This is a genomic window from Chryseobacterium sp. MEBOG07 (assembly GCF_021869745.1).
GTDB lineage: Bacteria > Bacteroidota > Bacteroidia > Flavobacteriales > Weeksellaceae > Chryseobacterium > Chryseobacterium viscerum.
In genome coordinates this window covers 2,151,047-2,170,448 of record NZ_CP084579.1, presented here as the reverse complement: position 1 = coordinate 2,170,448, position 19,402 = coordinate 2,151,047, and the positions used below count along the sequence as shown (strand labels likewise).

The 19,402-nt window shown below is 32.1% G+C and carries 19 protein-coding genes; 4 read left to right on the top strand and 15 right to left on the bottom strand.

Features of this window, described 5'->3' with window-relative positions; genetic code table 11:
* Positions 1–109 precede the first annotated feature (109 nt).
* From LF886_RS09870 to LF886_RS09860, 3 genes are all read left to right on the top strand, one after another.
* A complete protein-coding gene (locus LF886_RS09870) occupies positions 110–1,282 on the top strand; it encodes a site-specific integrase (protein WP_236853943.1) in 1,173 nt (390 codons plus the stop codon).
* 147 nt (positions 1,283–1,429) lie between these two features.
* Positions 1,430–1,663, top strand: coding sequence for a hypothetical protein (locus tag LF886_RS09865; RefSeq protein WP_236853942.1), 234 nt, complete (start codon positions 1,430–1,432; stop codon positions 1,661–1,663).
* Between the two features lie 97 nt (positions 1,664–1,760).
* Positions 1,761–1,970 (top strand): hypothetical protein, encoded by a 210-nt coding sequence (locus LF886_RS09860; RefSeq protein ID WP_236853941.1) that lies wholly within the window; start codon positions 1,761–1,763, stop codon positions 1,968–1,970.
* Between the two features lie 18 nt (positions 1,971–1,988).
* Here LF886_RS09860 and LF886_RS09855 read toward each other — a convergent pair whose 3' ends face one another.
* From LF886_RS09855 to LF886_RS09810, 10 genes are all read right to left on the bottom strand, one after another.
* A complete protein-coding gene (locus LF886_RS09855; protein WP_236853940.1) occupies positions 1,989–3,815 on the bottom strand; it encodes a hypothetical protein in 1,827 nt (608 codons plus the stop codon).
* Between the two features lie 46 nt (positions 3,816–3,861).
* Entirely contained in the window at positions 3,862–4,245 is a 384-nt protein-coding gene (locus LF886_RS09850) for a hypothetical protein (RefSeq protein WP_236853939.1), read from the bottom strand.
* Between the two features lie 14 nt (positions 4,246–4,259).
* Positions 4,260–5,912, bottom strand: coding sequence for a hypothetical protein (locus tag LF886_RS09845; RefSeq protein ID WP_236853938.1), 1,653 nt, complete (start codon positions 5,910–5,912; stop codon positions 4,260–4,262).
* The gene (locus LF886_RS09840) at positions 5,903–6,307 is read right to left on the bottom strand and encodes a hypothetical protein (RefSeq protein WP_236853937.1); all 405 of its coding nucleotides are present in this window, start codon (positions 6,305–6,307) and stop codon (positions 5,903–5,905) included. The genes LF886_RS09845 and LF886_RS09840 overlap by 10 nt, the downstream gene beginning before the upstream one ends.
* A complete protein-coding gene (locus tag LF886_RS09835; RefSeq protein ID WP_236853936.1) occupies positions 6,282–10,268 on the bottom strand; it encodes a phage tail tape measure protein in 3,987 nt (1,328 codons plus the stop codon). The genes LF886_RS09840 and LF886_RS09835 overlap by 26 nt, the downstream gene beginning before the upstream one ends.
* Positions 10,269–10,348: 80 nt before the next feature.
* Positions 10,349–10,804 carry a hypothetical protein gene (locus tag LF886_RS09830; protein WP_236853935.1) on the bottom strand — a complete coding sequence of 152 codons (456 nt, stop codon included), beginning with the start codon at positions 10,802–10,804 and terminating at the stop codon, positions 10,349–10,351.
* Positions 10,805–10,810: 6 nt separating this feature from the next.
* Positions 10,811–11,119, bottom strand: coding sequence for a hypothetical protein (locus LF886_RS09825; RefSeq protein WP_236853934.1), 309 nt, complete (start codon positions 11,117–11,119; stop codon positions 10,811–10,813).
* 12 nt (positions 11,120–11,131) lie between these two features.
* Positions 11,132–11,638, bottom strand: coding sequence for a hypothetical protein (locus LF886_RS09820; protein WP_236853933.1), 507 nt, complete (start codon positions 11,636–11,638; stop codon positions 11,132–11,134).
* Positions 11,622–12,383, bottom strand: a complete 762-nt coding sequence (locus LF886_RS09815; RefSeq protein WP_236853932.1) for a hypothetical protein — start codon at positions 12,381–12,383, stop codon at positions 11,622–11,624. The genes LF886_RS09820 and LF886_RS09815 overlap by 17 nt, the downstream gene beginning before the upstream one ends.
* A gap of 80 nt (positions 12,384–12,463) precedes the next feature.
* Positions 12,464–13,288 carry a DNA adenine methylase gene (locus LF886_RS09810; RefSeq protein WP_236853931.1) on the bottom strand — a complete coding sequence of 275 codons (825 nt, stop codon included), beginning with the start codon at positions 13,286–13,288 and terminating at the stop codon, positions 12,464–12,466.
* Between the two features lie 235 nt (positions 13,289–13,523).
* On the opposite strand from LF886_RS09810, the gene LF886_RS09805 reads away from it, so the two are divergent.
* Complete coding sequence (locus LF886_RS09805) at positions 13,524–13,754, top strand: hypothetical protein (protein WP_236853930.1); 231 nt, start codon at positions 13,524–13,526, stop codon at positions 13,752–13,754.
* A 64-nt stretch (positions 13,755–13,818) separates the two neighbouring features.
* Here the strand turns inward: LF886_RS09805 and LF886_RS09800 are convergent, their stop codons facing one another.
* The 5 genes from LF886_RS09800 to LF886_RS09780 all read right to left on the bottom strand — a co-directional run bounded on the left by LF886_RS09800 (position 13,819) and on the right by LF886_RS09780 (position 19,399).
* On the bottom strand, positions 13,819–14,556 hold the full coding sequence (locus LF886_RS09800) for a GLPGLI family protein (protein WP_236853929.1): 738 nt from the start codon (positions 14,554–14,556) through the stop codon (positions 13,819–13,821).
* A gap of 28 nt (positions 14,557–14,584) precedes the next feature.
* Positions 14,585–14,872 carry a hypothetical protein gene (locus LF886_RS09795; protein WP_236853928.1) on the bottom strand — a complete coding sequence of 96 codons (288 nt, stop codon included), beginning with the start codon at positions 14,870–14,872 and terminating at the stop codon, positions 14,585–14,587.
* A 294-nt stretch (positions 14,873–15,166) separates the two neighbouring features.
* Positions 15,167–15,793: a glycoside hydrolase family 19 protein gene (locus LF886_RS09790; protein ID WP_236853927.1), complete on the bottom strand. Its 627-nt coding sequence runs from the start codon at positions 15,791–15,793 to the stop codon at positions 15,167–15,169.
* Positions 15,790–16,743, bottom strand: a complete 954-nt coding sequence (locus tag LF886_RS09785) for a hypothetical protein (RefSeq protein WP_236853926.1) — start codon at positions 16,741–16,743, stop codon at positions 15,790–15,792. The genes LF886_RS09790 and LF886_RS09785 overlap by 4 nt, the downstream gene beginning before the upstream one ends.
* A 10-nt stretch (positions 16,744–16,753) precedes the next feature.
* On the bottom strand, positions 16,754–19,399 hold the full coding sequence (locus tag LF886_RS09780) for a CotH kinase family protein (RefSeq protein ID WP_236853925.1): 2,646 nt from the start codon (positions 19,397–19,399) through the stop codon (positions 16,754–16,756).
* Positions 19,400–19,402 lie beyond the last annotated feature (3 nt).

Sequence of the window (19,402 nt, the reverse complement as noted above, 5' to 3'; positions counted from 1 at the left end):
TAATTAACTTTATATAATTTATGCTTATTATTCCTTTTTTTGTCACCAACTGTGACACTATTTTTTTTTTTAGTGACAAAATCAACCGGTTAAAATTAAAATTTTAACTATGATTGGAACAACACCGAATTATTCGACGATTTTTCATAGCAACACAACAATAATAAAAGCTATGAAACATTCTTTTTACTTAAAAACTGATTACAAAAACAAGGAAGGAAAATATCCTTTATATATCAATTTGTACATCCACGGACAAAGAAAACGAATCCCCGCAGATATTTTCGTAAAAAAAACAGATTGGGATGCAAAAAAACAGGTTATTAAAAACCCAGAATTAGAAATTCTTAATCTTATTATTAAGGAAATCAAAGCCCAAATAAATAAGATTGAAATTCAATTTAGACTTACTAATCAAGTTCTCACTGTTGATAAATGCGCTCAACTATTAAAATATCCTGATATTGCTATTAATTTTATACGTTTCATGGAATATGAAATGAATCTAAAAGAAATTAGTAGGGACACCAAGGATAATCATGAAGTAGTACTGGAAAAATTAAAAGAGTATAAATCTAGTATCATATTTGGAGAAATTAATGATGTTTTTATAAAAAAGTACAGAAAACACTTATCGTCGAAAAAAGGGAATGCAGAAGTAACTATAGATAGTAACATAAAAATAATAAAGCATTATATAAAAGTTGCAAAGAAAAGAGGTTTCGTTATAAATATAGATCTTGACGATATAAAGATTAAACAGCATAAATCACATAGAACAAACCTTACTATTTCTGAAGTTGACCGGATGAAAGAATTTTATTTTTCTTCTTTCATCCCTGAACATCAGCGCCGAGTATTAGGGTATTTTTTATTTAATTGTATGACAGGCCTTCGTATAGAAGATCTACGAAGATTAAACAGACATGAGCTAACTGAAGGATATTTTAATTTCTGGAATCAAAAATCTAAAAAACAACAAATTTTAATGACAAATGAAACTTGTATAAAAATTTTAGATCATGATAAAAGCTTATTTATTAATAAAATTACAGCTAAAACAATAAACGAAACAATAAAGGTAATATGCTCTTTTTTAGGTATCAGAAAAAAAGTATCTGCACACGTGGCTCGTCATACATTTGCAACAAATTATCTACGTAAAGGAGGAAAAGTAGAAGATTTACAAATTTTACTTGGTCATTCTAAAATTTCTACGACAATGATTTATGTTCATATTGTTGAAGATGAGATAGTAGATACACTGACATTATTAGATTAAAAAATAAATAGTCCATTTAAATGGACTATTTAGGAAATTAGTTGTACTTTTACTTAGTCAAAAATATTCGTACAACTAAAAACCGAACCCCAATGTGATAATGGAGGGAGAAAAAAAATGAACAATTATAAACAAACATTGTATTCCATGAAAAATGATGCTCTGTATGCTTATCTTGAATTTTGTCATGCTATTAAAGAAGTTCCTGATCAGAAGGTTTATCAAATGATTTATGATTGCAATGATACTAGCTTCTTAGATACTGTAGCTGAATTTATGGAACGTCAACATAGTAATTACGAAAAAGAGTTAAAAATAGAATTAGAAAAATTAAATAAAAAACCAAGTAAAAAATGGTCTTTTAAAAATATTTTTAAATAAAAAAAGCCCTCTATTAGAGGGCCTTTTTGTCAAAAATATTCTAGTTATATTTACACAACTAAAACATTACAAATTTACTATTAAAATTTAAATAGAAATGAATGAACAGGAAATAATGAATTTAATTTCAGAGAGACTTAAAATATTTGGAATTTCCAAATATTTTATAGCCAAGAAAATGGGTAAGTCTAAAACTACTGTGGCGAAATGGTTAAATTGCACCACATTTCCTGATCTTCCTGATCTTTTGCAACTTCTTGAAATTGCTAATCTAAAAATTGAATTGACAAAAATTGCAGACAATTAAACTAATATAACTACTTTATTAGTATGTTTCTGTTTCTATCTCTACAGAATATTTCTTTTTGGAAATGGAATTCTTTACCCATGATTTTATCCAATGCTTTTTATTATAAGCAAATATTTCTGATCTAATATTGAACTTCCTCAATTGGCTTTTAAAAATAGTAAATGTCCATCTAAAAACCCAATTGGTAAGCCTATTCATAAACCATTCTTTATTTTCTTCAGCGAGTTCAGATCCATGCAGTCCAGGAGGATTTTTAGCGTGATTATCTCCATTTTCGTTTAATCCTTCATAGTAAACAAGCATCAAACTATTTTCTTGAAACGTTTTTGCCGTTGTGACCCCGCTTATCTTACTTAATGGCAGACAAAACCCATTAATGGGTATTTCAGTTGTTCCTTCAGGAATAGGACTCTTATTAAGCGTATATCCATTTTCATCGTAATAAATGTCATCTAGTGATAATCCTTCAACAACCGGAAATTTAAGATTAAATGATTGCTTTTCTGTAAAATTCCTTAGAGGCTCTTCAACTTCGTTCATTCTAAAATCCTCCGGATCTTTGGTTTTGTCTATCTTAATAACATTCATAAAGACCCTGTTTCCTTCAAAAATCAGTTCGTAATTTCTCCAATTTTTTACGGCAGTAACCACTTCCCCAAAAGTCATGTCCGGACATGCTTTTTTTAGATCAACACGATCGGTATTAAATATGAAAGGAATAGCAGTTCCATCTGGTGTGTTTTGTCTAATTGGATTTAGGTTTATTTCAGATACCCCAATATTCACTCCTTCATTATTTGTTTTATCATTGATTGCTTTACCAAAATATTGTAATTTCAAATCTACACCTGTTTCAGCCTCGTCAATAGATACATCTATTACAATGTCAAAGGATAATTTATCAGATGTTGTACCGCTACCGATTAGAGATATTGAACTTCCATTTCTAAAAACTTCTAAAGTGCAATTTCCGCTATTTTCAGTAAATGCATGACCGATTAGTCTATACTTACCCGGAGCATTAATCTTAATAGCCTTTTCCCAATGTCCAAAGATATTGCCTGAAAAATTCTGATGATCATAAAATTCTAATTGGAAAATGTTTGTTTTTTGATATTCTTGATTACCTGTGCTATAGTACTTCTCGCCCGAATAAACGCATCGATTTTTTAAAAACTTGTCTTCTAAAATATCTCCCATTAAAATAAATCCAGCATCTTCAAAACCTACTTTAAGCATATGAATAAAATAAATCAATGGATGAATAATATTTCTGTTATAAACATCCATTGAATTTTCTACTGTATTTTCTGGGAATTTTGTTCCTAAAGGAGTAGAAATCCGGTTATTTACAAAGCCTCCAAAATATTTCCATTCTGGACTGTCTTTGTTATATTCTACAGGAATAAGTTTAGGAAAATTATAATTTACTTCAGGATATTTTTTGGTAACAACAGTGTTTGCATGGCTGTAAATATCATCTACTTTTATGACTTCGAAAGGTAGTTCATTGAGTTTTTTTTCAAAGTTTGGTAAAGTTTCAAATCCACTATCTATCTGTATTTTAATAGTTTTTTTTCGGATATCTGAAATTTCCAGTTTCCCTTTGAATATTTTTCCTTCAAATACATGGTAACAATCTTGATTTTTTTTGAGATTCATCGCAATAAAAGAGGAATAGTTTCCTACTTTACTTTTAAAATCACGAGTAAGCTGAATATCAACTGGAAGAGTGTACTTTGTCCAAAAAGTATCTTTAAAGCGTGGGTTTTCCTCTGTAAAGTTAGTTTTAACGTAGGTAAGATCTATAATAAATGCATCAGTAATAATACAGTCTTTCATATTTTTTTTACAAAAATGAAAGACTGTACTTGTCTTTTAAAGGACATTATTTGTTATTGACAAATATTTTAAATTCTAAATCCATTTGCAGAATATTAGATTTGTTTTCATCCAGCTCATTGACATTACCTACAGGATAGGCCTTAATTACTTTCCCATGGAACTTTATATAGCAAACATCAGATTTTAGTAAATCCGTCAACATTTTAATTTCTTCTCTTAAAATTATGCCTGAATTAATTGTTAATAGTGTTGAACTTGTACTATCCACTTTTTCCTCTTTGTAATCTTTAGTCTCTGCAAAAACATTCTCAATATCATCTTTATATTTATACTCTAATGGTGCACTAAACCATTCAAAAACTAGATTATTATTTTCCCATATAATATGAATTAATTCTCTTTTCTCTGGCAATGGTATAAACTTCATAGCTCCTGCAGAGATTATTTTTTTTCATAGCCTGATTTGAAGTGATCTCTTTTAAAGGTATATAAATCGATACATGTATTCGGCTGCTCAGGAATTAGATTATCTAAATAAATTGTTTTAAGCTCTTCAATCTCTGATTTAGTTGATAACCGATCTATCGGAAGTTTTATTTCCGATTTAGGAAAAGTTCTCCTAATTTTATAATTTGTCAAAACTGGAAAACAAAGGGGCTTTTTCCCTGGTGCAAAAAGAAGGTTATCTAAAATGATACTGGATAACTCTACATCTTTATCATTCATTTCACTAAAAGTGATTTTTACTGATGCAAGATTCATTAAATATTGAATATCTGCTGTTTCTTTGAAGTTTCTACACCTAATAAAGAAATCATTAATTTCCTCACCCGGATAAAATTCAGCCATACCTTTAAAAAATGGAATTGACCCTTCTTGTGTTTCTGTGAATTCTTCTCCATAGCCTTTAAAATACATTTCCAGCTTCATCTTTACATAAGTACCCGTTGAGTTTATTTTATATATAGTTGCTTTATTAGGGTCTTCAGCAAAGTAGTAAGGTTTATTCTTAAAATCATGCTCTATAGATTGAATAACTGATAGACTAATACTGATTTCTTTTGTTCTAGACCCAGCCCTCAAAATAACTTTACCGGCATAATTTCCGATAGCTAAATTTGATGAATTTTCAGTTTTTAATGTTAAGACATTGTTAGTTATTGATGCTTCCGAAATAAAGGTAGGCTTTAAATCTACTAAAATATTTAGATTGTTTGGATTGCTAATATTAGCAGTAAGAGTTTTAAAATTACCAGGTGTTTTTTGCACGGTTATCGCAAAATTTTTCGGATTTACGTCAAATTCTGTAGCATCATTAATAACATCCAAATTTACAGTTATCGTCTTTGTATAATTGCTTTGTGTAAGTATTACGGTTCCAGTATAATTTCCAATTGACTTACTTTGAATATTTGAATTATTAAGAAAATTAAGAAGCCTTACACCTGGTTCTCCTGCTTGTGAAATCTGGATAAATAAATCTGAAGTTGTAAAATTGACAGAATCGTTTGAATAAACAATTATTTTTTCATCACCGGATAAAGTATTATTTGCTTTATTAAATGTCAGATTATATATATTCTTATCCGTTGAAATACCTGTTCCTGCTTTAACAGTCAGAGTAATTGTAGTAGAAAAATTCTCTACAAACACTTCGTTATTTTGATCATTAATTCCATAAGCATCAAAGAAAACATCAATGGTATGCGTTCCCACTGGGATATTATCCAAATTAATAAAGTCATAAAAAAAACGCACCACAGAATTACTGCTCAGAACAAACTCCTGAGCATTTCCAAATGAGTTAGAATGTACACTCAACCAATCTATTCCGGCAGATGAAATTTTTCTGATTTTAAACTTGTATTTGTTAACCGGATATGAGTATACAAATTCCAATTCAGGAAAAGTGATATCCTGATACAATGATGTTGCAACAGTCCCTTGAGTCCATAATTTATTTAATTGGCCAGGCGTAGCATTCCAATCTCTGATTGGGAGAACCTGGTCAACACATACATATGTCGGTGATGGATCATTGTTAGAATTTGGAGTCCACCAACATACCTGAACGGTTTTAAATCTTATTGCCATAAAAAAGGGATTTTATCTTTATAATAGTCTAGTTTTTCGTTATAATTTTTATAGAAAAAGTTCCAAAGTTCAATACATTTATCATCCAGATAAATAATAAACCGTTCAGGGCGTGTTTCCACCATTCTCCCAAAATTAAAAAGTGAATTTCTATTTTGATGGTATTGTAAAACTTTCCTAAAAGAGATATTATCAATGGCAAAATCTACATCCTTAGGAGTATAATTTTCAGGGAGCGTTCCTCGTAGCATTCTTGCTACAGAACCAACCAAATGAGGTTTTTTACCGGTAATATTAAAAACTTCATTGCTTAAAAGATCGCAATAAATATTTACCTGATTTTCTTCAAAAATTCTCAATTTCTGAAAACTATCTTCTTGAATTTCTTGTTTCATATTTTTTAAATGAGTTTACTGTTCTATCTATTCTTTTTCCGTTTTCAACTGATTCCACCATAAATGCTTCTATTCCGTTTTCTTTAAGATATTGTAGGAGTTCCTGTACATTAGTCATTATTGAAGCTAATTTGACACTATTATATTCGTTTGGAGCACCTGGGATATTTGGACTTTGATCAGGGTTGCCACTAGCGAAACCTCCTTCAGCAAAACTTTTTATTTTATTTTTTCTGGCATATTCAAGTTCATTGATTTTTCTCGAATAAACAGGATGCTCAGTCATCCATCTGGGCGCGGTCCATTCGTCTTCATGCAACCAAGCTAATTGGGCTCTTCTTTCTCCTGTTTCGTCCGGTCTTCCGAATCCTGATCCGGTAAATCCTTCAAATCCATCTTTTCCGAAACCTCCTTCAGCAAAAGTTGGAATTTCCGGAAGAGGCGTATTCATAACAGTTCCTAACTGAATGGCTCCTAAAGTACCTATTAACACCGCTGCAATTGTACCACCTATAGGCCCTAACTGTGAATATGCTTGCATAATACCAAGGGAGGTATTGGTAATGATTTCAGCAATCTTAATCGCTCTTTCTGTCTTTGCTTGTTTATAGGCGATTTCAGCTTTTTTCTTGGCAGTTTCCTGCTCTAATAATTGAACCCCTTTTTCGTACTGTTCTTTATTGATGTACCCCTGATTGAGCTGAACTAAAAGATCTTTTTTCTTTTTGTCATTATCTTTCTCAAATTTTTGCATTTCTCTTTCCCCAAGAGTCTGCTGTAGTTGGGCGAAACTTTGAAATGCAGATGACAAAGCCTGAACCACCATTTTTACACCTTTGATTTTACCAGCTGTGGTGTCTAAGTTTTTCCAGGTATCTTCCCAGTCTTTTGCAGAAAATCCAAGGATATCAATTTTTTCCTTTTCTGTATCACTCTCTTCAGTTACCTTTTTATCATCCCCTTCTTTTCCTGATTTAGCGGTTGCCGTTAATTGGCTTTTTTTAATATTTAGTTCATCAAGGTCCTTTTTTAGTTTTTCCAGGGCTTCGCCTGATAAAGCAGGATCTTGCAGTAGTTTATTAAGAACACTTATCTGCTCGTCAATCAACTTTACCTGGCTTTTAATGTAAGCTCTATCAGCGTCTTCACGTAAAGCTTTTTTTGCATCTTCCAGAGTTTTAATGTTTTTAAGCTCTGTGTTTGTAAGCTTTAAATGAGTCATCTGAGAGAGAGCTTGCCGAGCTTCTGCCATATTTGATATGTTGTTAATCATATCTTCAGCAGATTTTCTCTCTAGGTCATTCTCTCTAATTAGTTTTTCGACCTTTTTTTCATAATCCTTAGTAGCCCACTTTTCACGAATTGTATCTATTTTTTTTTGATGAGCTTCCTCAGAAGTGATAACAATTTGATCATGAGTCTGAAGAATTTCCCTTTCTCTTTTCAGGGATTTCCTATAATCTTCTTTTGCCTCCGGAGATTTTGTTTCATTAATTTTCTTTTCAATACTATCAATCAGCCTTAATTTCTCATCCTGATACTCCCTTTGTTTGGTAAGGTCTTCTGATCTTTTAGCATTTTCAATACTAATTTCGTTTGAAAGGTTATTCTCTAAAATCTCAGCTCTTTTGGTGAAATAGTCACTTTGAGATTGTTGTAATTGGTTATTTGAATCAATCACCATTTTGGCGGATTCCTCTCTATCTTTCTTATTTTGATCTTCCAGCTTTTTAGCTGCTGATTTCCTATCGGCTTCTTCTTTTTTCTTTCTTTTCTCCGCTTCTTTCTTAGCAGCTGCTTCAGCATCTAAATCAACATCATATGAAGATTTATTTTTACTTTTGGGATCATCCAAAATGTCACCATATCGCCTTTGAATGGTATAGTTTAGATTTCCGATACTTTTTTCATACTCGGCCTTCTTTTTTTCTATGGCAGCAATCTGAATATCAATAGCTTTATTTCTTTCAGATATTACATTTCTTTCGTGATTATCCAATTTAGGAACATCTTTATCTACAACCCATTTTTTTCCAGGAATAACCCCGGTTGTTTTATACATGTTCTCCTCCTTTTCAGCAACTAATGTATCAATTGAAGATTCTAGTTTTATAAGCTCCATTTGTTTTTCTGCTGTCAAAGACTCTAATGCCCTTTTTTTAGCAAGATTGGTAACTCTATCAATCAATTTCCCATAAGCATCACCTAAACGCAATGTTGCATGATATTCTTTATCTACGGTATTCCTAAATTCCGGAGCTATTTTCACTAACTGCTCATAGGCTGATTTCCTTTGAGCTAATGACGTATTCTGATCATTAAGAATTTTAATGAGAGGATTAATCTTTTGTCTTAAATCTTCAGTGTCTTGTTGAACTTGCTTATTCATCGCCTTTTGAGCTTCATTATTTAGCTTTTGTTCACGAGAAAGTTCCCGGATCTCTTTTCTAGCTTCATTTACTCTATTTCTATAGATTAAAAAAGCAGCAGTGGCAGCTGTAAGAACCGATAGAACCAATCCAATTGGATTAAGCCGGGCAACTGCATTAAATGCGATCATTTCGGCCTTAGCTAGCTTTAATTGTCCTGTAAATAAAAAATAAGCAGCATTTTTTAAGTGAGTAAGAGCGATATCAGCTTTATCCAAAATCATTTTAGCTTTTTGAACAGCTGTGTATAATATTGTCTGTCTCCAGCCTTCTTTTGTCAATAACACTGTCAGAGATAAACCTAATCTGTAACTTGCCATAACCGCAATTACAGCCAGGAATATTTCCTTCATCTGTCTTAAACGCGATTCATGTTCAGTATCTTCTTGTTTTAGGTTAAATAGGACGGTTAAAACATCAGCTAATCCGGATTTCATACCAGAATAAATGGTTGTCAACACAGTGGCGGTTCCAGTTAATTGGACCCAAATCCCATTTAGTTTCTCATTGGCATCAAGTTCTGTCTTTTTTGCAACAACGCTTGCACTTGTAGAATTGGTAAGACTATCTAAATTAGTATTAATATCTTTTAATTGAGAAAGGTAAGCATAGCCAGCATCTTCTCCGGGGCCTCCAAATAAATCTGCAATCGCGGTTCCGGTTAATCGACTGTCTGCACCTATATCAGACATTCTTTTCGATATCATTTTCAGAACATCAAAATAGGTTAAAGCTCCGGAAGATATTTTTTTATAAATGCCAGGAACATCTAACCCTAAAGCTGTCATTGCATCTTTCGCAGATTTTGTACCCTCTCGAACACGTAGCATACCTTCTTTTATAGCATCGATACCTTTATCATCATACACCCCCATTTTTTCAGATTGAGCCATTATTGCGATCATTTGCTCAGCAGATACTTTTGCATCCTCCATCATAGTAGGGTACTCTTTCATCTGAGTTAGCATTTCACCCGATGCATCAGCTCCAGAATCAAAACCTTTCTTAATAAGATCTAATGATTTATTTGTGTCCTTAGTTTGGGCATTTAAAGCCTTAACAGCCGTCTGTATTTCTTCAACATCTTTTTTGTAAGTATCAGCAATAGACTGAACCGTTACGGCTGCTTTGTCAAGATTAGCACCGGTTAGACCACTATCCAACGTAGATAATGTCCCCTTAATATCAACTAATTGTTGGATACGTTCCGCTAACTGTGTTCCAAGTTCCTGGGCTTTTCCTAAAATATCTGAAAAAAAATCAGCAGCAATGTTCCCTCCCATAATCTCGCTAAATCTGGAAGTTTCCTCATTCGTTCCCTGGATTTCCTGACGGACCTCCTGAAATCTTTGCCGAACTTGTCTTAATTGTTCCGAAACTCTGATATATTCTTCTGTTCCAGGCGTGAGGTTTCTTAATTGGCGTTCGTACTGGTTAACGACTCTTTTCAGCCCATTAAATGTATTTTCAACCTGTTGTCCGTTAATGATTAGGACTCCTGTTTGAGTAATAGTATTTCTTCTACCTGCCATTAAATGATAATTTTAATGCAAGATTGTTCAGAAAGTGATCAGTATAAAGGACAAAAAAAAAGCCTGCATTATTGCAGGCTTTAGTCTCTTCGTGTTAAAATATTTCTTGTTTCTAAAAAAAAACCGTCCGTCCGGACCTTCATCACGTTCTCCAGAACAAAAGGAATAACTCCTGATTGTTCAATCGCCTGGTTTATGAATGGTACTGCTTTCAATTTAAAATAATGAGCGGTGAAATTGTATGAAATAGAGTGAGGCTTTTTTCTCCTTCTCATCCCCCCTTTTCTCTGAGTTTCTACACCAAAATTCTGTATAAACCCGTGCTTTCCCATTTTTATGGATAGACTATTGAAATATGACTTTGTAACTCCGTCATTAGTGTGCATTCTAACAGCAGTAACAGCATCAACATCTTTAATTGCACTTCCTTGCCGGCTGTTTACATGTTGTTGAAAAGCTTCAGCCCGGCTTCTGAGTTTGGAACCCAATAGCCGTCTTGCTCTATCCGCTATTTCTCTTTCGTTTTGAAATTCCATTCTTAATTATTTTTCAAAAACTAACCATTTAAAAACCTTTCCTACTTCTTTTTGATCATATTCTGGTTCCCTGCCTTCATCCTCATTACCTTCAAAAATACAAATTGGTTCGTACAAGGTTTCTAAAACGGGATGATAGCCTAACTCCTGTAACATTTCAAAAACATCATGTTCTGTTATTGTTTCGCTAGGAATCAACACTGAAAACAATGATTGAATATACATTGTTGACATTTTTTTCATTTGCCACTCCTCCCCTGTACTTGAATAATTTCGTTGAAAGAGTTCTCTCATTATTTCTTTATAATCCAACATATCTATAAAAATTTAATTACAAATATTTTCAATATCCTTCCAGGATTCCTTTTTAAACTGAAGTGATTTATTATTTTGAAACTCCAAATAACATACAGATCCATAAGAATTAGCATTCAATTCAACCGGTTCGATCGAAACGCTGTCTTTCAAGAAAGAGTTATATAGAAAATGTGCTGGATTTTGAGAATCATTTCTGATTCTTGATAACACCTGCAGAACCATATCTTCAGAATCGTCAATAGCTTTGTATTGCAGCTGAAAATCATCTTCAGGAACATTATTTTTAATTATTGCAAACGTTAATTTCCTGACACTAATTGTATTCTGCTCAGGTCCTTTGAGACCAATAGAATAATCAAAAATTGCTAAATATGGTTCATTAAGTTCATCATTTGCCTCTTTATTGAGTAGTTCCCGGTTAAAATATCCAGCGAAACTATTGAGAAATGTAGAATTTTCGACTAATTTTTCAAAATAGTCTTTGAGATTTAAGTAAGAATTATTTTGATTTTTCATATTCTTTTCTAAGTCTTTCCTGGTTAATAACAATCTTAGTTAAAACGTTCATAAATTCAAATATTTTAGTTTTATTGCTTTCATGGAGATTCCCTAAAGGCTGCTGCTCATGCATAGCAACATTAATAATAACTTCTGAGAACGGCTTGTGTTTAAATGGATTAGGAATTTTCTTCTTTTTCTTCTCAGATTCTTTAACTTTCGGAAAAACATCTGGAAAAGAATCGCCAATGTAATGGTTACAGCTCATGTAGATAAATCCTATTACCTGCCTTTCCTTTTTCGTCAATTTATTTACTCTTTCAGAAATTAAGGTTATATTTTCTTCATCAAAAGAACTATCGATCCTGTAAATAGATGCAACCAACGCTTTCAAAAAATTGTCATTTTTCGTAGTAATCCAGGCGTGAAAAAACTGATCCATAATTCCATACTGCTTGATCGTCAAATCAGTCATTTTATCAGTTGGTTTTTTTAAACCAGGTAAATCCGGAAAAGAATATAGATTAGGAGGATCCAAAAGGAATTTTACATATTTATAAAAGCTTGAAATAGGAGCTTTTCTCTTAAGTGATCTATATTTAATACGACTAAAAAAGCCTTTTTTTTCCTGTAAAATTAAAGTAACAAATTGTTTCAAAGTAGATTTATAATTTTCTTCAGTAAGATGAAGATACAACTCCACTACTTCCTCTAACTGCCATTTATTTAAATCCTTCCAGGAACTTGCTCTAGTAATATTCATTTTGAAATTTTCAGCAAAGTAATAATGTAACAGGTTTGATAAAAGGACTTGAAAGAAGGCCCTATATATAGGGCCTTCTTTTAAACAATTTTGTATATCATTATATCTTTGTAAAACTTACCTTTTGAAACTGATGATTGTATTTCATTTACAATAGCTCCTTGAAAAGGATTCTTAGCATATTGGTTTTCATCAAGCCAACTTGTTAATTCTAATAATTGACTCTTTTCACTGGTAAAGTAGAAATAATTAGTGTCTTCTAAAGTTTTAAGGATGTTAAGATAATCGGATAATTTCCAGTAGTCAGTATTTTTATATGTTGATGTATCAGTAGATAAATAAGGAGGGTCAATGATAAAGATTACATTTTCTTTGTCTTTATAGCATTCAAACAAATCCATATAATCAGAACTAACAACGGTTACATCTTTAAGATATCCTTCAGAATTGTAGGTCTTTTTTTTAACATTGTTATAGAACGTTTGTTTTTGGAGTTCTTCAAAAGAATTTGCATAGTTCATTGAGAACAATAACGATGAAGAAACAGTAATAAAGTCCACGTATCCATTTTCTTTTGAAATTCGATCTAAAATAGCTTGCTTATATTCTTTCGTCAGTTTTATCTCTGGTTCACTATTCTTTACAATTTCCTTAATGTCTGTAAGTAAAATATTTGTAGAATCAATATTAGCTAATCTTTTACTATAATTGTCATAATCATTGTAAATTACGGTAGCATCAGGATGGCGAATTTTAACTGTATGGCTTAATAATCCAGATCCTCCAAATAAATCAATATAAATCGCATTTGAAGGGGTATTATCTAAAACTTCTTTAAATGCTTTTAAAAAATTTCTCTTTTGCCCTTGAAATGGTAAAGGGGCATTTACATAATTGTAATTCATAACATAAATTTTAACATTGTTTTTACTATCTTTGCAAGATCTCACCCAATTCGAAAACCCGAAGAACAGAAGACTAATTGTCCTCCGTACCTTCGGGTGTATATTAAAAATTGGGTGAGATCTTTTTTTAAGCGGAGGGCTTTATTTACCAACTCCTTTTATTTCTAAAATTCTACATATCCTGATTCCAAATCATAGCATTATTTTTGATGCAATTTCTTCAAATCCATCTGAAATGAAAAGGACACTTAAATTATTCTATGAGCCTTCCCAGCAAGAATACTTTGTCTACTACGAAAGTCCCGGGAAATCACTTTTATTCAAGGTTGATCAGGTCAACCCTACGATGCTTTCAAGAGTCTTTGAAAATGCAATGTTTTTATCTACTCATGAAAGATCAAAAGTAATCGAAGAGATGGAAGAGTTTGTTATGAATGAAATCAAAAAATTGAATGATCATTTTTAAATAAAAAAAGCACCTGTTTTACCAGGTGCTTTTTATCTATAATTTACTTTTAAACTATTTTTTTTTATTGGTCTTCCCATTCAAAATGTTGCTCAACTCCAAGACGTACTGAGGCAATTTTTCCGGTGCTTCCGCTTACCTTGCTATTATTTAAGAAATTGGTGTTAGTGTCATCCTTTCTTATTACATAATCTTTCATTTTAACTTTTGTGAAGTTAGGAAATTCTGGATTGTATTCAACTTTAGAACTATCATTTAAGTCAACCTTAATAGCTTTCCATAGATCAAAATCTTTTCCGTCAACTCTGACATCTAAAATTGCTCCAGGTAACCCAAAAAATTTAAATGGACCCACAGAATAAGGAATTTCTTTAGTAAAATAAGCAGTTATTGGAGAGCCCCGAAAATTTGCCGTTGCTTTCGTACACTCAAAACCAAGGATCTTTTTAGTAGATTCTTTTTCAATTTTCCAATTGATCTGCTGAACTTTATCATAAACAAAATAATAATCTTCCGCATTGTCTCTAACAAATGAAGTAAAAAAGAAATTTCTGTCTTTTGTAGTTTCATCAATTGTAGAAATAAAATAAAAGTCTTGAGTCTTTTTATTTTTACTAAAGCTCGGATCAGTCCACAATATATTTCCATCTTGTTTTGATATCACCTTGGTACCATTAGTATATAAGTCCTCATAAACATTAGCAATTGGTGATCTAACATTCATATACTGTATATGAATCTGCTTTTGTGCTGATAAAATCCCAAAAATCAAAAGGGAAATAAGAAAAAGGAATTTGTTCATTATAGATTCTTTGATTAATTCTTAAGAGTTAATTAAGGTCAGTACTCGCTCCTTGTGGCTTAACATTATACCCTTTGGACCTTAAATCTGCAATAACACCCGCCTGGTAAGCCATACACGAGTTTAAATTTGGTTGATCAGAAGTAAACCATTGTTGCCCCGTAGCTTGTCCTGATGAATTATAATAGGTTACCATAACTCCACATAATTGAATTGCAACTTTAACGGTCTTTTTTTCAATTTTGTTTTCTAGTGTACCTTTTGCACTAACAAGTCCAGCAACTCCAATAGTTGCTAATAAAATTAATTTTTTCATAGGTTGTTTTTAATGATTAATTATTAAATTATAAAAATCTTTTCAAAAATATAAAAATAATTCATACTACAATAGAATTATTTTTATGTTAAATACTTTTATTATAATCACTTGCATATTACGTTAAAGAAAAACATTTTCATTACGGAATTCCATAATAAAAAATTTTTATGTAGTCTGTTTTAATCTAAAAAAAGCCTTAATATCTACTTTGCTTTTTTAATTTTTATAAAAAAACAGAAAGTAAAAGACAAAAAAAAATCCCCGGGTAACCGGGGAAAATATTTTTAAATTCTATTTAAAAACTGTTTTATAGTACTTAACTTTTTCTTCTCTTTCTTTCAAATGATTCGGTTTCTTTTTAGAATCTGCACTTCCAAGGTTGATTATCTTTGAAACAGAAAGAGCATCATCCCGATCAGAAAAACGATTAATACCTCTACTATTCCAGTACCATACTGCTCCAATAATAGAATCTGATTCATTTAAAAGAAGATCTGGATTCTCTACATAGTTAACATTAAACCCTTTACTTTGTGCCCAATCTGTCAACTGTTGATAGTTTGATCTTCCAGTAATTTGGAATATTCCACGTCCCCTAAATTTCCAACCATCACCTAATTTGGTATTTCCAAGACTTTTACGGCCCCAATCACCCCCATAAACTATATTTGCAATGATTTCCTGGTTAGCTTTATGATTTGAGCTTCTACCATAGTCATAAGCCTGAGTATGAGAAATCCTTTTGCTTCCAAAGGTTTCTATTAATCCAGAAACTGAATAATTTAGATTTTCAGTTTTGGCTTTTAAACCGCTTTCATGATCAGCCTGAGCAAAAAAATGCGCTAATCTTATGGAAGTATTAATTCCATTTTCGTTAAGAAGTGTCTGATATTTTTTTGATAATTCTAATGCTGTCATTTTTTTATTTTTAGGTAAAAACTAATTAACTGACCTATGATAGCTCCTATGATTAATGATGATGAGACTATCCAAAAAATTGAACCAAAAGATATCCCGGATCTTTCAATATTAAGACTCTTGGATCCCTTCTCTGTTTTATAGAAGGTTTTAGTCTGATACTTAGTATCTGTCACATAGGTTGTGTGAAGCTGGTAAACATGGTGTATAAGAGTTTCTTCCCTATTTTCGGTAAATTCCAGATCTGCTGATCCTGAGAAAGTCATATCACCATATTTTAGCTCATAGTCCTGACCGGTGGACTTTATTTTTATACCATTGCTTACTATAAAATTTCTAATGTCCGTAACTCCTGATTCTGTATTTTTTGATAGCTTTTTTTCAGTTAAACCGACATTGTTTTCTGATTCTGTTTGTTCATTCATTTTCGTTAGGTTCTTATTCCTAGAACCACATGCTAATAATAGAAAACTAGTCATTATTAGTATTGCTGCTTTCATCTTCTTTTTTTGGGAGTTTAAATATTCGTGTACTTCACGTGCTATCTGTTCAATATCAGTTCTATTTTTTGCTATAGTGGTAATTAGAGCCCCGGCTTCATGAAAACGTTGCTTATCTTCTGCTTTCTCATATATTGATTTCAATTCTATTAAGCTTAGACCGATAGACCCTAATAGAGTAATAAATGGAAAGAATATGAGATTGTAACCATGAAATGTATTGAGATACCAAATACATGTCATGTGCATCGAATCTATAACCATTAGAGCAAACATAACGTTATAATATCTGCCTAGTTTTTCAACGGTTCTTTTAAATCCATAGCTTGACCTTGCTACACCGTTTTTTTTAGCCTTCCGGACACCACTCCACAAATCTGCCATGACTATAAGAAAGACCTCGATATTAATACCGAATAATATCCAAATTATTATAAATATTTTTTCCATTTTTTAAATTTTATGAGTATTGAGAATCTAACCATGCTATTCTGTTTTTAGTCCAATCATATATTTGATTATACCCAGTGTATATAATACTATTAGATGGTACGTCTGGCCATTTAGCCTGTTCTTTTGTAAAGGAATTTAAACCGAATGTTTTATTGATCAGGTCAGCATGTTTGTAGACGTTATTTAGCGTAAATACTCCTTTTGATTTTAAATCTGCATAACGAGCCTTAATTTCTACAGAATAAGCATTGTAAAACTTCTGCCAGAAACTTGCCGAACGAATTGATGCAGACCAGCCATCAAAAGCACTTCCATCCCAGCGTAACCCAAAAGTTGTATCCATATCATAAGGAAGAAAGTAAAATTTCACACCATCCCAGGATGTCACAATCAAATTTTTGTCAAACATGTCAACCGACATTATAAACTCGGCCAATAAATAAACATCAATTGCGTTTCTAAGATTATGATTTGTTTCAAAATTGGCTTTAAATGCTGACCCTGAAAGTAAATTAGACGCAAACCATGCGTTAATTTTTGTCTGAAAATCGGCATCGGGGGTTTTTGGGTTCCGGATCTCCCATTGTGCGGGGACATAACTGTAAAAGCTTGCATGATCTTCTGCAGCTATCTGGATATGATTTTGATTTGAAGATTTGAGATCGTAATTATCTCTCTTCTTTCCTATATTGAAGTTTCCTATACCATAAAAAGTACCATTGATATAAAGTTCAGCGGGAACTCCATCAACGTGAGTTAATGCGCCACTATCAAATCGACCTAATTGCGTAGTGTTACCTTCAATGTATGCAACCTCATTTTCTCGCTTAGGAAAGTCGGTTCTGCTTTGCACAATGTCTTCCCATATCTTATTTGAAATAAGGTTACGTGCATGAGTAGCATCAATCCAATTGGATTTAAAAACAAACTCTGAGTGTTCCACCCAATTCCCTACCCTTAATTTAAATTCGTCTGTTTTAGACTCGTTGTTAAAAAGAGCAATGGTCCAGTTCTTTTTTGGATAAATAGCAGAAGATGATCCTTGCACTTCTATAGTTGCAAATTTCTTAAGTCCTAATCCTTCCATATCAGAAATTAAGACTACTCCTGAAGCTTTTGTAGTTTTATCTACAGGTAAAGAATCCGGGGTTGTAAAATCTAAACGCAATAATTTTGTAGGACGTTTTATTTGAGCTTTTTTTTCATTAGAAATAATGGAACCACTGGAAATATGATTGTCTATATAATCTTTTACACTGTCTTTTTTAATTGGAAGCTTAGTTGTAGTTCTTATTTTAAATTTTTGGTCACCTGGAATTCTTGAATATACATATTTGTCATACTTTTCTCTTTCAACAGGGAACGTATAAACTCCAGGCTCATGACTACCTTTGAGTAATTGAACTTTTAAACCTGTCTTTGTATTTATAGCTCCAAGCCATAAAATACCAGCACCAGCGATATTAAAAGCAACTCCCTCAATCTGGATCTGATCAATATCAGCTGGCATATTTGACAGTAGAATCTCTCCATTGTTTAGTCCTGAAACAGGATATTGCTGCCATGATGTATTTAAAAATGCACCTGCGTGCTCATCTGGCTGTGGAATAGATAAATCACTCCATTTTTGATCAACAGGATTCAAACAAAAATCAATAGTTGCAAACCTATCATCTGAATATTTCCTAGCATCAAACCATTGTTTTTCATATTGATATAATTGTATTGTTGGAAAAGCACCATCAACAACCTGAATAGATACAGCTTTTAAATCTGCTGTATTAAATTTATGTAATCCGGTAAAATCAGCATCGGCATAATTTAACAAGGTGATAATAGAATTGTCTTTTTTAATACCCAAAATAGCCGGTAAATTATTATTACCGATATTAATCATCCCCTGAACTTCCAGTCTGTAAGTAAGTTCTTCTATAGGGAAATTATGAACTACTCCTATATTTGGATATTGTCCATTATTTTGTAAAGCATTATCAGGCTGCAAAAATTTTCCTCCAAAAATTGCAGATGTAGCCCCAATAGTAACAGCCGTTTCATGATCTGGAATCACTTTTTCAAAAAAACCATCACTAATTTTCAATAGATGATCATATCTATTTGCTATCTGTTTACCCCCTTGTGCTTCGGTTGAATTTGTTGGATCAAAATGATCAGCTACATTTCCTCCTGGAATTTCAATCTTTGCTACTGACCAGGTAGAACCATCAAAAGTAAAAAAGCTCACAAAATGATCTAAAGCCTCCAGATTATTTATATGGGGATAAACACCAGATTCTTCACATAAATAAAAACCTTCTTTGGACGGTGTAGGAGTAGATTTATTAATACTTCCTTTGTAACCGGCCATTATTGCAGCTCTATCATTTGCTGACAATACTACTGGAATTTCTTCACTAAAAACTAAAGACTGAAGCGCTATTTGAGCAGAACCTGCATCATTATAAATAATTCCATTGATTTCAACTTCTGTAACATCAACTTCTAATAATGAAAACAATTCATTTTGTGCTGATGTTACTTTTAGACGATTTCCGTTGATTATTTCAACATTGTAATTTTTTAAAGCAAATTGTCCATTAAATTGAAATACTAATGAACCCGGATCTCCTGGTACGGAGGAAAAAATATGACGCATCTT

What these genes read in the sequence shown, in the direction of transcription:
- LF886_RS09850 (WP_236853939.1), bottom strand. Translation starts at nt 4,245, where the DNA reads ATGAAGTTTATACCATTGCCAGAGAAAAGAGAATTAATTCATATTATA.
- LF886_RS09830 (WP_236853935.1), bottom strand. Translation starts at nt 10,804, where the DNA reads ATGGAATTTCAAAACGAAAGAGAAATAGCGGATAGAGCAAGACGGCTA.
- LF886_RS09825 (WP_236853934.1), bottom strand. Translation starts at nt 11,119, where the DNA reads ATGTTGGATTATAAAGAAATAATGAGAGAACTCTTTCAACGAAATTAT.
- LF886_RS09870 (WP_236853943.1), top strand. Translation starts at nt 110, where the DNA reads ATGATTGGAACAACACCGAATTATTCGACGATTTTTCATAGCAACACA.
- LF886_RS09820 (WP_236853933.1), bottom strand. Translation starts at nt 11,638, where the DNA reads ATGAAAAATCAAAATAATTCTTACTTAAATCTCAAAGACTATTTTGAA.
- LF886_RS09795 (WP_236853928.1), bottom strand. Translation starts at nt 14,872, where the DNA reads ATGAAAAAATTAATTTTATTAGCAACTATTGGAGTTGCTGGACTTGTT.
- LF886_RS09845 (WP_236853938.1), bottom strand. Translation starts at nt 5,912, where the DNA reads ATGGCAATAAGATTTAAAACCGTTCAGGTATGTTGGTGGACTCCAAAT.
- LF886_RS09800 (WP_236853929.1), bottom strand. Translation starts at nt 14,556, where the DNA reads ATGAACAAATTCCTTTTTCTTATTTCCCTTTTGATTTTTGGGATTTTA.
- LF886_RS09805 (WP_236853930.1), top strand. Translation starts at nt 13,524, where the DNA reads ATGAAAAGGACACTTAAATTATTCTATGAGCCTTCCCAGCAAGAATAC.
- LF886_RS09855 (WP_236853940.1), bottom strand. Translation starts at nt 3,815, where the DNA reads ATGAAAGACTGTATTATTACTGATGCATTTATTATAGATCTTACCTAC.
- LF886_RS09865 (WP_236853942.1), top strand. Translation starts at nt 1,430, where the DNA reads ATGAAAAATGATGCTCTGTATGCTTATCTTGAATTTTGTCATGCTATT.
- LF886_RS09785 (WP_236853926.1), bottom strand. Translation starts at nt 16,743, where the DNA reads ATGGAAAAAATATTTATAATAATTTGGATATTATTCGGTATTAATATC.
- LF886_RS09815 (WP_236853932.1), bottom strand. Translation starts at nt 12,383, where the DNA reads ATGAATATTACTAGAGCAAGTTCCTGGAAGGATTTAAATAAATGGCAG.
- LF886_RS09860 (WP_236853941.1), top strand. Translation starts at nt 1,761, where the DNA reads ATGAATGAACAGGAAATAATGAATTTAATTTCAGAGAGACTTAAAATA.
- LF886_RS09790 (WP_236853927.1), bottom strand. Translation starts at nt 15,793, where the DNA reads ATGACAGCATTAGAATTATCAAAAAAATATCAGACACTTCTTAACGAA.
- LF886_RS09780 (WP_236853925.1), bottom strand. Translation starts at nt 19,399, where the DNA reads ATGCGTCATATTTTTTCCTCCGTACCAGGAGATCCGGGTTCATTAGTA.
- LF886_RS09835 (WP_236853936.1), bottom strand. Translation starts at nt 10,268, where the DNA reads ATGGCAGGTAGAAGAAATACTATTACTCAAACAGGAGTCCTAATCATT.
- LF886_RS09810 (WP_236853931.1), bottom strand. Translation starts at nt 13,288, where the DNA reads ATGAATTACAATTATGTAAATGCCCCTTTACCATTTCAAGGGCAAAAG.
- LF886_RS09840 (WP_236853937.1), bottom strand. Translation starts at nt 6,307, where the DNA reads ATGAAACAAGAAATTCAAGAAGATAGTTTTCAGAAATTGAGAATTTTT.